The organism is Alteromonas gracilis, assembly GCF_036870955.2.
GTDB lineage: Bacteria > Pseudomonadota > Gammaproteobacteria > Enterobacterales > Alteromonadaceae > Alteromonas > Alteromonas gracilis_A.
Genome location: NZ_CP145482.2, coordinates 4415491 through 4429503, shown reverse-complemented (window position 1 = coordinate 4429503; position 14013 = coordinate 4415491). Strand labels below are relative to the sequence as shown.

The 14013-nt window shown below is 45.2% G+C and carries 15 protein-coding genes and 1 pseudogene; 8 read left to right on the top strand and 8 right to left on the bottom strand.

Going from position 1 to position 14013, the window contains the following annotated elements; translation table 11 throughout:
* Positions 1-23 precede the first annotated feature (23 nt).
* The gene (locus V6N89_RS21315) at positions 24-608 is read right to left on the bottom strand and encodes a DUF1285 domain-containing protein (RefSeq protein WP_338519477.1); all 585 of its coding nucleotides are present in this window, start codon (positions 606-608) and stop codon (positions 24-26) included.
* On the bottom strand, positions 595-1455 hold the full coding sequence (locus V6N89_RS21310) for a DUF3014 domain-containing protein (protein ID WP_338519475.1): 861 nt from the start codon (positions 1453-1455) through the stop codon (positions 595-597). The genes V6N89_RS21315 and V6N89_RS21310 overlap by 14 nt, the downstream gene beginning before the upstream one ends.
* A gap of 298 nt (positions 1456-1753) precedes the next feature.
* On the opposite strand from V6N89_RS21310, the gene V6N89_RS21305 reads away from it, so the two are divergent.
* Both V6N89_RS21305 and V6N89_RS21300 read left to right on the top strand, forming a co-directional pair.
* Positions 1754-3004 carry a sterol desaturase family protein gene (locus V6N89_RS21305; protein ID WP_338519473.1) on the top strand — a complete coding sequence of 417 codons (1251 nt, stop codon included), beginning with the start codon at positions 1754-1756 and terminating at the stop codon, positions 3002-3004.
* A 113-nt stretch (positions 3005-3117) separates the two neighbouring features.
* Positions 3118-3426, top strand: coding sequence for a DUF6482 family protein (locus V6N89_RS21300; RefSeq protein WP_338519471.1), 309 nt, complete (start codon positions 3118-3120; stop codon positions 3424-3426).
* A 19-nt stretch (positions 3427-3445) separates the two neighbouring features.
* Here the strand turns inward: V6N89_RS21300 and V6N89_RS21295 are convergent, their stop codons facing one another.
* From V6N89_RS21295 to V6N89_RS21280, 4 genes are all read right to left on the bottom strand, one after another.
* Positions 3446-4771 carry an ABC1 kinase family protein gene (locus tag V6N89_RS21295; protein WP_338519469.1) on the bottom strand — a complete coding sequence of 442 codons (1326 nt, stop codon included), beginning with the start codon at positions 4769-4771 and terminating at the stop codon, positions 3446-3448.
* Positions 4772-4889: 118 nt separating this feature from the next.
* On the bottom strand, positions 4890-5288 hold the full coding sequence (locus V6N89_RS21290) for a hypothetical protein (RefSeq protein WP_346993229.1): 399 nt from the start codon (positions 5286-5288) through the stop codon (positions 4890-4892).
* A 153-nt stretch (positions 5289-5441) separates the two neighbouring features.
* Positions 5442-5999 (bottom strand): DUF6702 family protein, encoded by a 558-nt coding sequence (locus tag V6N89_RS21285; RefSeq protein WP_338519463.1) that lies wholly within the window; start codon positions 5997-5999, stop codon positions 5442-5444.
* Complete coding sequence (locus V6N89_RS21280; protein ID WP_338519461.1) at positions 5989-8463, bottom strand: M1 family aminopeptidase; 2475 nt, start codon at positions 8461-8463, stop codon at positions 5989-5991. Before V6N89_RS21280 ends, V6N89_RS21285 begins: the two co-directional genes overlap by 11 nt.
* Positions 8464-8654: 191 nt before the next feature.
* On the opposite strand from V6N89_RS21280, the pseudogene proB reads away from it, so the two are divergent.
* The 4 genes and pseudogenes from proB to V6N89_RS21260 all read left to right on the top strand — a co-directional run bounded on the left by proB (position 8655) and on the right by V6N89_RS21260 (position 12085).
* Positions 8655-9753: pseudogene (gene proB / locus V6N89_RS21275) on the top strand (glutamate 5-kinase).
* A 33-nt stretch (positions 9754-9786) separates the two neighbouring features.
* The gene (locus V6N89_RS21270) at positions 9787-10224 is read left to right on the top strand and encodes an acyl-CoA thioesterase (RefSeq protein WP_338519460.1); all 438 of its coding nucleotides are present in this window, start codon (positions 9787-9789) and stop codon (positions 10222-10224) included.
* Entirely contained in the window at positions 10221-11162 is a 942-nt protein-coding gene (locus V6N89_RS21265) for a D-2-hydroxyacid dehydrogenase (RefSeq protein WP_346993228.1), read from the top strand. Before V6N89_RS21270 ends, V6N89_RS21265 begins: the two co-directional genes overlap by 4 nt.
* Before the next feature lie 20 nt (positions 11163-11182).
* Positions 11183-12085 carry a DMT family transporter gene (locus V6N89_RS21260; protein ID WP_338519454.1) on the top strand — a complete coding sequence of 301 codons (903 nt, stop codon included), beginning with the start codon at positions 11183-11185 and terminating at the stop codon, positions 12083-12085.
* Positions 12086-12117: 32 nt separating this feature from the next.
* Here V6N89_RS21260 and V6N89_RS21255 read toward each other — a convergent pair whose 3' ends face one another.
* The gene (locus tag V6N89_RS21255; protein WP_338519452.1) at positions 12118-12393 is read right to left on the bottom strand and encodes a hypothetical protein; all 276 of its coding nucleotides are present in this window, start codon (positions 12391-12393) and stop codon (positions 12118-12120) included.
* Positions 12394-12684: 291 nt separating this feature from the next.
* On the opposite strand from V6N89_RS21255, the gene V6N89_RS21250 reads away from it, so the two are divergent.
* Together V6N89_RS21250 and V6N89_RS21245 are read left to right on the top strand one after the other, a co-directional pair.
* Positions 12685-13191, top strand: a complete 507-nt coding sequence (locus V6N89_RS21250; protein ID WP_338519451.1) for an RNA polymerase sigma factor — start codon at positions 12685-12687, stop codon at positions 13189-13191.
* Positions 13184-13774 (top strand): hypothetical protein, encoded by a 591-nt coding sequence (locus V6N89_RS21245; RefSeq protein ID WP_338519449.1) that lies wholly within the window; start codon positions 13184-13186, stop codon positions 13772-13774. Before V6N89_RS21250 ends, V6N89_RS21245 begins: the two co-directional genes overlap by 8 nt.
* Here the strand turns inward: V6N89_RS21245 and V6N89_RS21240 are convergent.
* The gene (locus tag V6N89_RS21240) at positions 13771-14013 is read right to left on the bottom strand and encodes a hypothetical protein (RefSeq protein WP_346993227.1); all 243 of its coding nucleotides are present in this window, start codon (positions 14011-14013) and stop codon (positions 13771-13773) included. The two genes, V6N89_RS21245 and V6N89_RS21240, sit on opposite strands and share 4 nt — an antisense overlap.

The following is a 14013-nucleotide window of genomic DNA, read 5'->3' as shown; positions in this document are numbered from 1 at the left end:
ATAACTAAAGCGCTTACGCAACGCTATGTGTTTACTTCACCAATAACAAACTCTGTGTCACCCGAGTGCAGGGTAAATTGCGTGGTGTTTGCTGTTGTAGTTTCACGTGCCAAGTCTAACAGCTGGTAATAGACATTTTGATGCAGCCTTGCCCATAGGTTTCGGCGTACACATATGTAGGGGATTGGTGTGGCATCGGCGTCTTTCATCGTCGCAGGCGGTAAACGCAACTCTAATTGAGACGGGTCTTTTAATACAATGACATCGCCAGTCTGTGTAGTAAAAGTGAAGTGAGTTTGGTTGGTGCTATCGTCAATGCGCTTTTGCCATTGTGTTATCAGAAAAGGCGTATCTTCAACGGTTATCCCCACTTTTTCTACAGGTGTGACTAAAAAGTAATTGTCGCCCTCTCGTTTGAGCACCGAAGCAAAAAGCTGCACCAGACTTGCTCTGCCAATAGGACTGCCTTCATAAAACCACCTGCCGTCCAGTGCTATAGTGAGATTGATGTCGCCGCAGAAATCTGGATTCCATTTTTCTACTGGAGGCAAAGGGCGCGTCTTCGATGACGTGCCCTTCAACTGCTGCTGGAATCTAGTTAGATCCACGCTCTTCTACCAGCACTTTAAGTTCACGCAGTTTGGCTTTAATGCGACGCATGTTGTCAGGGCCTGTGCGCAATAATTGCTTTTGAGGCTCGTTAAGATTTTCCAACCGCTCATCTGCGTATTTGTAGGCAACAGAGTCGGTATATACCTCTACAGGGACAGGTACTTCAGGCGTATCTAGCAATTGGTCTATTGCGTCTAACAGTACAGTATTAAAGTCTTTATCTGGATCACCAATCTCTGCATACTTCGCCTGAATATCGTCCTTGTACATGGCGTATACGTTAAGTAATCCTTCATTATCGAATGACTCAAGCATATTGACGTAAGGCGTGTAGCGCTTGTAACTTGCCGCATCAATCCATTGTTTTCCAGCTTGTGAATACACGCGGAAATTTTGCTCAGGTGGCGTAAGCAGTTGATGATTAGGCGCCATTTCATCATTAGCTAAGTTGGTTACAGAAACCACAAAGCGCTGCAGTAGCCCTTCATTAACCAGCATGCGATTAACTGAAGACTCGTCGGCCGTTGAATTTTCTAAAAGCGATGACTTGATCGCTGGGTCGCTAACGTCAAGCGGCTCGGGCTTTTCTTCAACCACCTCAGGTAACGGTTCCACAACCTCTTTTTCTTCCAACTCAACAGTTGGAGCTACAGGCTGTGTTTCAAATACTTCCGGCTCGATAGCTGGCGGTGCTTGAGGCTCCACAACTTCAGGTTCAGGTGCTTCTACCACTTCAGGCTTGTCGTCGCTAGGCCAAAATACCACGGCCAGAATGACGATAAGAACAATACCGACAATGACAAAATGTGGCGCTAACGATTTCTTTTCTGACGACTCGCTCATATTGACTCCGTTACGAAAACTATCCTCGTGTAATACTACCAGAGATAACACCTAATATTAGAAGTTCAAGCAAGAGATTTGTTCCCGAAATAGGAAAATTCCTTTATTTGAACACGTTTATAACGTTTCAAAGTTACTTTTCGATTGCTTTATCTCAGTATTACCCTGTCTTTGAACTAAATGTAGTTGAAAATCGGACGGTCTGTAAAACAATCTCAACGCGCATAAATGTAAAATCTTCAATAATTTATCAAACATTTGTTTAACATTTGGGCGCGTATGATCTAATGTATGTGCCATGACCGTGATACTGTTTGCTATCCCCCTGTTTTTTCTGTTAATTGGTATAGAGCTTATTGTCGATTACAAGCGCAAAACAGGCCATTATCGTACGAACGATGCCATTACCAGCTTGACTGCTGGGGTATTATCGCGGGTGGTTGCAATTGGCCATCAACTTATCCCTTTTACTGTTTACATACTGGTGTATGACGCCGTAGCGTTATTCTCTTTACCTGACACATGGTGGGTATGGATAGTAGCGTTTGTCGCCTATGATTTTTTCTATTATTGGAATCATCGAATGGGTCACGAGATGAGTATCTTGTGGGCTGCGCACGTCGTCCATCATTCGAGTGAAGATTACAACTTAACCACAGCATTAAGACAAACCAGCGGTGCCTTATTCAGCTGGATATTTTACCTTCCTCTCGCGCTGCTTGGGTTTGAGCCTGCAATGATTATTACTGTGGGTGCATTAAACCTTGTTTATCAGTTTTGGGTGCACACCCAACACATAAAAACGTTGGGTTGGATGGAGTATGTTTTTGTTACTCCCTCTAATCATCGCGTACACCATGCACAAAACCGCGTGTACATCGACAAAAACTATGGCGGTGTCTTTATCCTTTGGGACCGTTTGTTTGGCACGTTTATACCAGAGCTAAAAGATGAGTCGCCAGTTTATGGAATTCGCGGTGCACTAAAGAGTTTTAACCCCATTTGGGCGAATTTGCAGATTTATAGTCAGTTGACTAGAGATAGCTACCACACTCGCTCATGGAAAGATAAATTTCGCGTATGGTTTGGGCGCACGGGGTGGCGACCAGATGATGTATCTGCGCGTTTTCCACAGGACAAAAAGCCGTTGAGTGAATTTAAAAAATATCATCCAAAAATACACAAAGCCGTAACTCGCTACAGTCTACTGCAACACATCATTATGCTTGGGGTGACGCTGTACTTGTTGCTTAATATTGGCGCTCTGCCCACCAGTCATCAACTTATTGCCGTTGTGACCGTTATTGTTATGAGCATCCAGAATGGTTTTATTCTTTCACAATCAAAAATGTCTTTGGCTATGGAAGGACCGCGACTGCTTGTCTTTCCCCTTTTGTGGGTTGCTGCAGGCATGGGAACGGCCGCACTGGTGTATGCTGTTTGTTCGGTGATCAGTTTGTTTGTATTGGGCATAGCTGTGCGTTATACCCACCAGCGCCCTCCTCTTGAAGAAGCCGTGCTTCCAACTGAACCCGATAACCTCGCATAACGTACATACTGTCCTTGTTAGAGCGAAACGAGCGGCGTAAATCTGGCCTCTGAACTGGAGTGTCAACCACGCCGCAAGTTCTACCTCTAGCAAAGATTTAGAATGAGGTATGTATGCACAAGTTTTATTTCAAAGATATCGAAGATACCCCCACCGCTATTGATTATTTAGAGGTGCAGTCATACGAAATGAATGTTTATCTTGTTTACCTGTCTATCGGTGACAAGAGCGGCATGGTGTATGACAAGAAAAACAAACCAATGCGCTTTTTTAGTTCAGGCCATATACGCGAGGCATTTGCACACTGCAGTGTAGAAAAAGCGGTCATGAAGCACGACACGCCATACGATGAAATGATCGGCAATCCACCAAAAAGCGCTGAACAAATGGCATTGCCTTTTAGTATGGATTTACCTTACTAAAAGGCAGAAATAGCATACACTAGGCTAACCAAGGCGCCGCGGCTTGTTGCATATCAACACGCGCTGAAAGCCGCTTGGCTAAAAGAAACAAGCCGCCCAGCTTACGGTGAATAAATAAAGCATCGGCAGGCGGTGTGTGCCAAAAATCGTGCTCCATCGTGAGTGCCATGCCTTTTTCATGTAGCCTGGCAACAAGGTCGCTTTGGCCAAAATCGTAGGGCGACTCACTCCTTATTGCCTCGCAGGCCTCCATACCTATGCTGAGAACCGCGTCTATTTGTGATTTACTGTGGCTGGCGTCAATCAACCCAATATCCATTGCTGCTTTTTCCATATCTAGCAGACTGTTGTTCGCTGCACTATTTAGCAGCGATTGATAATGCATTGCTATCTTTTCAGGAACCTCTCGGGTTGCACCAAAATCTAGAAGCACGATTTGTTGCGTGTCGGCTTTGTATTTGTAGTTTCCTAAGTTGGGGTCACTTTGCAGTAGCCTATACTCAAATACCTCATTGAAGAATAAGGTCATTAGGGCCGTCATGAGTCTATCTCGAACATCTTGCGGTTCGGTGAGGAGTGTGTCGAGGCTTGATGCTTCGATAAAGTCCATAGCAAGCACCGTTGATGTGGTTAGCGGCTCATGGCAGGCTGGTATTATGAAGCAATCGTGACTGTCTAGATGGGCGCGATATCGGGTCAGCATGTCCGCTTCTCTTAAGTAGTCAGCCTCTTGGTGTAGCTGTTCCTTGGCTTCTTTTAATAGCGGGGCGACATTAAGTGATTTGGGTACAAGACCTGTGAGTTTTATTAATGTAGCGACATTGTCCACATCACTGTTGATACTCTTTTTTACACCTGGATACTGCACTTTAACGGCAAGCATTTTTCCGTCTAAAGTAATCGCTTTATGTACTTGACCAATCGAGGCCGCGGCAATGGGCGCAAAGGAAAAATACAGTAAGGTTTCCTGCCAATCTTTTCCCCATGACGTTGCTAATGTTTCGATAAGCTGCGGCTTAGGCATGGGGTCTGCGTCTTCTCTCAATCGCCCCAAAATAGTGGCGAGTTCAGGAGGGAGAAAATCTCCTGTGTCCATTGATATAAGCTGACCTAGCTTCATTGCAGCGCCGCGCATTGTGGCAAGTTGATCCGCGATGTTACTGATGTTTTTGGGCGTTAGTAGAAGTGATGAAAGTACAGGCTTTTCCCCTTTCAGCAGTTGCCCGGCACCTTGCGATACCACATTGGTTGCAATACGACCAGCAAGCGAGCCTAGGCGCGTTACGCGCGATAGCCTTGAAGAAGGAATAGCCTTTGTCGGTCGAGGGGTTGGTTTGTCTGTCATAGGTATACTCACACATCTACGGTGCCCTTTTGTACGCGCAAAGGGCCTGTTGTGATTACTCTACCTTATGACGTTCGTTTCTATTGCATACTGTACTGCATAAGCAGTCTTTCACACGCTATAAAAGCTGTGATGCAAACTGAACAATGAAGCCAATTACACTGCCATATGCAAAACCAGCCCAACCACTAGCGTTTCTATATCGCCATAGCGATGCCCCAAAAAAACCGCACCACAGCATGGCTGAATACGTTGCGATAAGTCCATTGCCCATACCTGTATTGGGCAAAAACAACATGATGATAAACGTGAGTGCCATGGCACCGCTTAATAGCACCCACATAATGTTCTTCTTGTTTGCAAAGGCGTTGTCACCGGCTTTCGCAGAGACGGTTGTACCTGACGCTGCCTGAGACGTTTCGTTTTGTTTCACACTTGCCGACTTACGCTTTCTTTCGCTTCTGGTTTGAACGCGTTTTGCCTGGGTATTTAATGGAGATGCGACACTATTGCTCATGGTAAGCCCTTTGTGTGTTTACTTGCCCACATAAACGTTAGTGAAGTTGAACAAAAAACACTATAAGACTTCAGTCTCACATTGGTCAGAAAAGAAAAACCCGCTACAAAGAGCGGGTTTTGATATAAGAAAAGCGGTAGAGAACAACAAGCGTTAGTGTTCATGCCCTTTAAAGCTTACTTCAAGCAAATTCACTGTATCGGCAAAAGTAAGGGTTTTTATGTCACCTTTACCTTCTACGTTTAGCGTATTAACTTGTTTTGGCCATAAATCACGAAGTGCATCGTGGCGAATCTGCAAACCTGCTAATGCTGGTGGCTCAGCGGTTTCTTGGTATACCCAAAAGTGTTTACCTTCAACTTCATAGCCTACCTTTGCAAGCACTAGCGGCTCACCCTCGCTATCTAAAATAGCAAAGTGCTTAGCCACATAATCGGCAAACGCTTGTTGAGTATTCTCGTCATCCATAATGTCTGCGTGTTTGTCAAACAAGGCTTTTACCGCGTGCTCGGCATCATGAAGATTAAAGCGGTGCATTACTTCAATATTTTCAGTGCGTTGATTAAACAACACTGTGGTAATGGCGGCTTTAATTTGATGTGCTTGTAGCTGTGCACTAAACAAGCTGGCACAAATTACCGTTAAGACAATAAGACTGGCAAGCAGGGCTGAAGTGCCCTGCTTAAAAGCCAAAGACAACTTACTCGTCATCTTTGTCCTCTTCTTTGTCTTCGTCTTTATCTAGCTCGGTTTTTGAATCGTGCATAAGATCGCGATACTCGTAGGTGTTACGCGGCTTGCTCTTATACGCTTCAATACGCGATGGAATAATGCGACGTGGGTAGTGGTTATTTTCTACATCAACGTCTGCCGTTTCCCAGTGTGGGTCAACGGTTACGCTTACTAGCTCTTTGTCTTTATCCGTAACGATAAGCTTGCTTACCGCTTTCGGTGTACGACGCCAAATTTCTGCAGGAATGCGCATCTCTTCTGTGCTGCCATCTTCAAACGTCAGCTCAAGAATGATAGGCATAACCAAACCACCTTTGTTGCTAAAATCTAGCACGTAGTAGTTTTTGTCTTCTTCAACAGCGCGCTCAAATGCTTTACGTTCCCAAGGCTTAAGGCCTTTAAGGAATTTCTTGTACTTGTTGCGCTCTTTGTTGGTTACGGTGTAGCGGTCGTTTTCGTCGTAGAAGTCGCGAATATCTTCAAAGCGATCAACCCATAGCTCTTTACCTTCTTCTTTGTTGCGAATATCAGTAAGTGACTTCGGTTTCTCCATTTCAGCTTCACGCTCACGAGCGAAGTCGATATCTGGATCTTCAGTGTCTAGACGCAGCTTATAAACACTGTCTAGGCTAATGTCTACGTGATCAGTGGTGTAGAACCAGCCACGCCAGAACCAATCAAGATCAACACCTGATGCTTCTTCCATAGTACGGAAGAAATCTGAAGGAGTTGGACGTTTAAACATCCAGCGCTGTGCGTACTCTTTAAACGCGAAGTCAAACAACTCACGACCAAGAATGGTTTCACGTAGAATATTCAGTGCAACGGCTGGCTTAGTATAAGCGTTAGGACCTAAACGCAATACTGAGTCAGATTGCGTCATAATAGGCACCTGCGTTTGAGACTTCATGTAGCCAGTAATGTCACGTGGCTCAACACCCCAAGGAATTGTTGGGTCCCACTCGCGACCTGCTACGCCATCTAGGAAGCTGTTAAGGCCTTCATCCATCCATGTCCACTGACGCTCATCAGAGTTAACCGTCATTGGGAAATAAATGTGACCGACTTCGTGAATAACAACGCCAATTAGAAAGCGCTTCTCAGCCAGCGAGTATGTGCGGGAACCGTCATCGCGAAGCTCAGTGCGTGGACCATTGAAGGTGATCATTGGGTATTCCATACCACCTACTGGACCATTTACTGACTGCGCTACCGGGTACGGGTAATCAAAACTGAAGCGGCTGTATACATCCATTGTGTGGATGATAGATTCAGTTGAATACTTCTCCCAAAGCTCACCGCCTTCTTTCGGGTAGAACGACATAGCCATAACAAGAGGCTGTGTGTCGCCACCTTGCTGATAACCGCGCGCGTCCCAAGCAAACTTACGCGAAGATGCCCAAGCAAAATCACGTACGTTGTCAGCTTTGAACGTCCACGTCTTAAGTTTAGATGTGCCTTCTTTTTCGTTTTCAATAGCTTCTTCTGGCGTTACGATGAATACGATACGATCTGCTTTTTCTGCCTTCTTAAGGCGGTCACGCTGCGTTTTCGTGAGCACATCTTTCGGGTTTTGAAGTACACCTGTTGACGAAACAATGTGGTCGGCAGGTACAGTAATATCAACTTCATAGTTACCGAATTCTAGCGTGAACTCACCACGGCCGATGAACTCTTTGTTTGTCCATGCTTCGTAATCTGTGTACGCCGCAAGACGAGGGAACCACTGTGCAAGCAAGAAGATGTCGTTGCCGCCTTCGCGCCCATCATCTGGGAAGTGCTCGTAACCTGCGCGTGCAGATACTGCGTCTTCTTCAACAATGTTAAACGCAAAATCGATATCAAACGTTACTTTCTTACCAGGCGCTAGCGGCTTAGCAAGGTCAACACGCATCAAGGTGCCAACAATAGTGTGACGTAAGTCATTACCCGACTTATCTTCAACGCGAGAAATGGTGTAGCCAAGCTCATTGTCATCAACAAACTGCTGACGGCGAAGTGCACCCATGCTCAATTTAGCTGGTTTGTTGCCACTTGCTGCTTGGGTACCTGGACCACGGTTGCCAATGCCGCCAAACGTGGTGGTAAGCGCTGACATTGAATCATCGCGGAACTTGTTCTGATCAAGTTGAATCCACAAGTACTTCAGCGTATCCGGTGAATTATTGTGATACGTAATCGTTTCTTTTGCTTCAATACGACGCTTGTCTTCAAGTAGCTTTACATCGATATCGTAATCTACTTGCTGCTGCCAGTATTGATGGCCTGGCTCACCTGCGGCGTTACGGTATACGTTAGGAGTAGGAAGTACTTCGTCTAGCTGACGGAATTTATCTTCAAAGTCGCCTTTAGTTTGTTTAATGGCGGCGTTAGCACTTGGAAGAGAAATCAGCATAGACAACACTGGCGCAAGCCAGATTAAATGTCGTTTTGCGGTGCTCATGCAGTTTCCTTGCAACTTGTAAGTTAGAGTTGTTATAAGATAACACAGTTAGTATATCGACCTCGGTAAATGAATCCAGTTTTTGACCGTAAACTAACCATGTTTTAACGCAAAAAATCTGTAACAGAACGTTTTGCTTAACGCGTTAACTGTCGTATTCTTGACCTCTTGTTTCCTTTTTATTTCTCCTTATGAATCGTTTTACTTGGCAGCGAGCTGTCATTAAAGTTGGTAGTGCTCTTATTGCGCCCGAGGGCAATGAATGCAGTGGTCGTTATTTGTTGGCGCTAGCGCGTTTTATCACTGCAAGTCGCGAGGCTGGCAAAGAAGTTATTCTCGTTTCATCAGGCAGCGTTGCGGCAGGTCGCAGTAAAGTTAAAGTGCGTCACAATGCGTCTATCGCCGAGAAACAAGCCATGGCTGCCATTGGTCAAAACCTCATGATGGCGAATTGGCAGCGATTTTTCGACTTCCCTTGCGCTCAAGTACTGCTTACTGCGGACGACCTTCGCGACCGCACGCGCTATGTAAATATCAAAAATACGTTGCGGGAAATACTCAACCACAATGCTTTGCCTATTGTTAATGAAAACGACACCGTTGCCGTAAATGAGCTTAAGGTTGGCGATAACGACAATTTAGGTGCTTACACGGCGCTAGTGGCCCAAGCGGATACGTTGATTATTTGTTCTGATATTGATGGACTGTACACGGCAGACCCACGTAAAGACCTAACAGCAACGCTGATACCTCAGGTTGATAAAATAGATACACACATTTATAGCCTTGCTTAGTGGCGCGGGTACGTCAGTGGGCACGGGAGGCATGAGAACAAAAATAGAAGCTGCAGATAAGTGCACCAGTAGCGGTATTCAAACCCTTATTGTTAATGGGCGAAAAGGAGAAACGTTTGACGCGCTAATGGAAGGCCTAGTGCCTGGTACGCTTTTTCACGCCAGCAGCACGCCAGCAAATGCAAGACGTTTATGGCTAACCCATACCTTAAAAACGGCAGGTAAAATAGAGATCGATTCCGGTGCAAAGGCCGCCCTTATAGAAAAAGGCGCATCCTTGCTTCCCTCGGGTATTTCTCATGTTGATGGCGCTTTTGAACAAGGCGACGCGGTCGAAATAGTGTGCGAAGGCCAGTTAGTAGCCAAAGGATTAAGCTTGTATAACGCAAAGGACTTAATGCTTATAAAAGGGAAAAAGTCGAAAGACATAGCCAATGTGTTAGGTTATGAAACAGCCGATGTGGCCGTTCACCGTGATGATATGGTGTTGTATTAAGCCTTAATTAGTACATGCGCAACGAGGAGCCTTATGACTGACATTACGCCAACGCTTGCTGACTACCCCTATTCCGTGACCATTGCCACACGTTGGCAAGATAATGATGCATACGGGCACATCAATAATGTGGTGTATTACGGCTTTTTTGATACCGCAGTCAATCGCTTCCTAATTGAGGAAGGTGGCTTAGATATTCATAACGGCAAGTCAGTTGCCTATGTGGTGAGTAGTCAATGTCAGTACATTGCGCCAGCCGCCTATCCCGAAGCCATATACGTAGGCCTTCGGGTTATCAAAATAGGCCGAAGCTCTGTTACTTACGGGCTTTCTGTCTATGCTGGAGAAAGCCAGCGGCGCGTGGCGCATGGGCAATTTGTTCACGTATTCGTTGACAAAAAAACAGATAAGGCCATCCCGATACCAGTAAGAGTAAAGGCGGCACTTGAGTCGATAAGCGAAGGGCTATGAGCTTACCTAACGTAGTGTTTCTCGATGCAGAGACGCTGGGCCTAGAGACACTTGATACTGAGCTTTTTTATTCGCTTGACGCTAATACGACGGTTTATGGGCAAACCCAAGCTTGCGATACAGCAAGCCGTATCAAAGATGCCAATGCCATATTGGTTAACAAAGTTGTGCTTAATGAGAGCGCGCTGCAACAAGCGCCACTGTTAAAGTACATTGGTGTTACTGCGACTGGCATGAACAATATTGATCTCGACTATTGCAAAACACATGGCATTGAAGTGAGAAATGTTGAGGGATATGGCACTGACAGTGTGGCACAACATACGCTAACACTTTTGTTAAACCTCGCGACGAGCTTTATGCAATATCAAAACGATATTAACCAAGGCGCGTGGTCTGCATCGTCGCATTTTTGTTTGTCTGAGCACCCCGTTTTTGAACTTGCCGGTAAGCATGCAGTGATAGTTGGACATGGTGAATTGGGCAAACGAGTGGAGAGCTTGTTTAAAGCGTTTGGTATGAGAGTGAGTATTGCCGCACGACCAGGTAAACAGGACGACCCTCGCCCCACGTTAGCCACGCTGTTGCCAAGTGCTGACGTGCTTAGCTTGCACTGTCCACTAACCCAAGAAAACGAAAAAATGATTAATGCCGATTTACTGGCACAAATGAAACCCAGTAGTTTTCTTATCAATACGGCACGTGGAGGCTTGGTTGATGAGCCTGCGCTACTTCGCGCTTTAGAAAATAAGCAGATTGGTGGCGCGGCCTTAGATGTGTTGTCTGTCGAGCCGCCGCCAAAAGACCATGTCTTGCTTAATGCCAAATTACCTAACCTTTTAATAACGCCTCACAATGCATGGGTTGGTAAGCGCGCTAGGCAGACGCTATTAGACAGTGCGGTTAAAGCGCTTACTGAGCATCTGAATCACCTCTAACCTTTAACGAAGTAATATCAATGAATAACCCAACGCTTTTTTCTTTGTGCTGCTTAATTTGGGGGTCTACCTGGATAGCCATTACGTATCAAATTGGGCATACCTCAGAAACCTTTGCGATTGCGCTTCGCTATTTGCTGGCGTCGGCGTGTTTGGGTGCATATTGCTTGGTGAAGAAGCTGCCACTTAACTTGCCATTACATGTACATGTAAAAATGGCTGCTGTGGGCCTTTTCTTGTATAGCCTTAATTACACGCTGCTGTATCTTGCCCAAGCTCATATCATCAGTGCACTTTTGGCTTTGATGAGCTCTTGTATTATTTACATCAATGTAGTGTTACGCCGCTGGTGGTTGAAAGAGCCCATTCGCAAAGAAGTTGTTATTGGTGCTACGTTTGGACTGAGTGGCATCATTTGTTTATTTGTGCCGGAATTTTCTAAGGTGTCAATGGACATAGCGTTAGCAACGGGGCTTGGGATCGCATTCATTAGTTTTCTATGTGCGTCTATAGGCAACGTGATTTCTGAGCGCATTCTTACTGCAGGCACCCCAGTCATACAAATGAACTTTTACGCTATGTCATACGCCATGGTGCTGTTGTTTACTACATCGCTTCTCTTACCCGGCGAATTAGTCATTCCTACAAGCAGCAGTTTTTATTGGTCATTGCTGTATTTGGCGCTGTTTGGATCGGTATTCGCGTTTGGTGCCTATATGAAATTGCTTAAGCAAATGGGGGCTGATAAAGCGGCTTATGTGGTGTTGGTGTACCCCATGGTCGCGCTTGTTATATCAACCTTTTTTGAAGGCTATCAGTGGAGCTTACTGTCTGTAATTGGCGTTGTCATTGTGCTGATAGGCAACGCTATTGCCATGGGAAAAATCCCTGGTTTTATGCGCCGCCCATCAGTACCTAATTAACATCAAACCGCTACGCCGTTTTGTCGCAGCGCTTACTTTAATGCGTTGATTTTCTTGTTTAGTTCGTAAGCGGGTTCAGTCACGATGGCTTCAAGTGTCTCTATTCGTTCCATAAGCTTTTCAATTTGCGCATCCTTTTCCTTTATTTTCTGCGCCTGTATCGTAGCGTTGCTGGCAATAAACGGGTTGCTACACTTTCCATTCATCCAGTCATTTAAACGCCATTGAAATTTTGCATCCAAGTAACACGCTAGGAGCGCAATAGAAGTAATACCGCTTAGTAAAAGTACAAGGCTTAACGTAGACATTAGGCTCTCCTTAATGTGGTGTATATGTAGCAATTTAATATGTTCGCATCGCACTGCTAGGTCTTAGAACAATGCTTTCAATATCACTAGTCATAGGAAGCTAAAAAAAATTACAGCGCGTTTTAAAAAAAATTATGTAATAAAAACGCACTAAGGCAGACTGTACTTTTATCATGTAGCCTAATGCGTTGATTTATAGACGTACTAGGGTCGTTGTACAAAAACAGCGCCAAACCATTTTTAGCAACTTCGTTGCTGATATAGATAAGAACTAGGTAGGGTTTACGAGTTTTGGGGCAAGGATTTGAAGCCGTTTTTTCTCAATACGGCGCGTTACTAAGCCGAGTAGCGAATAGCTACGAGGCCAACCCTGCTATGCAACAGGAGCTGTTGCAAGAAATTGCTATAGCGGTATGGCAGGGGTTGGCGCGCTTTAAAGGCGATAGTAGCGTTAAAACCTACATCCTTAAAATAGCACATAACCGAGCTGTGACTCACGTAGCAAGCCAGGTGAAGCGTATTGATACTCATCGTTATGAAAGCGAAGAGCTCGGTTCAGATGGTTATCATAGTTCAGCGCATTCCCCAGAAATAGCATCAAGCCAGCAACAGTCTTTAGAGCAGCTTTTAAATGCAGTACGTGCACTTCCACTGCAATCTCGTCAGGTGCTTACGCTGTCTTTAGAAGGGCTGAGCTACGACGAAATTGCTGATGTTTGCGGCCTTACCAAAAATCATGTGGGCGTAATTTTGAAGCGCGCCAAACAAAGTGTGATACAGGAGACACCTCATGCTTAGCGACGGTGATGATAAGACAAATAATCTAACTGCGTTATGGCAGACTCAGCCAGTAGACGATATTGATCTTGAGGCAGTCAAACGCAACTTACGCAGCGAAAGAACTAAACAGCGCTGGTATATGGTTATCGACTCACTCGCGTTTGCCCCGGCTGTTTATATGATAGTTACGTATTGGGATAAACTTTCGCTGGCAGCACAGATCATGAACCTAGTGATTTTTACTGCTGCCATACCGCTTTTGATGTATCAGCTTTGGTTGCGACGGGTGGCTGCATTTTCAAAAGATTCACAAACCGTAGATCATCTTCTTCAGCTATCTAAGCAAATAAAAAACAATGTCAAAATAGCCTTTATCACAAAGCATTCAGCCTGGTCTGCCGTAGTATTTATTGCTGCATTTTTGCTAGAAAGGTATCTATCAGCAGAAGTAGCGCCTGAAAAATTGGTAAAGATGGTTTACGTAATGGGCGGGCTTTGTGTTGTGTTGGTGATTTGGTACGTGTGGGCTGACAAACGGCAAAAGCGCTTTGAAAAACAGCTTAAAGCGCTTGAGGATGTGGCCAGCCACCGCTATCGCTAAGGCGATTCACCGCTGGGTGATGAAGTTTTCTCTTTGTCTTCGTCAGGGTCATCTTCATCTTGTTTTCGGTTATCGCCAAGAAAAAATTCGTAGTACAAATCTAGGGCAAATTCAGACTGATCTTCTAAGGTTGTTTGAATTGCTTCAAGATACAGGCTCGATAGCAACTGATATTTCAGTGCCAAATCTGGAGGAAGTTGTCGGCGTCGCAAGGTACTATTTGCATCGTTGTTACTCAA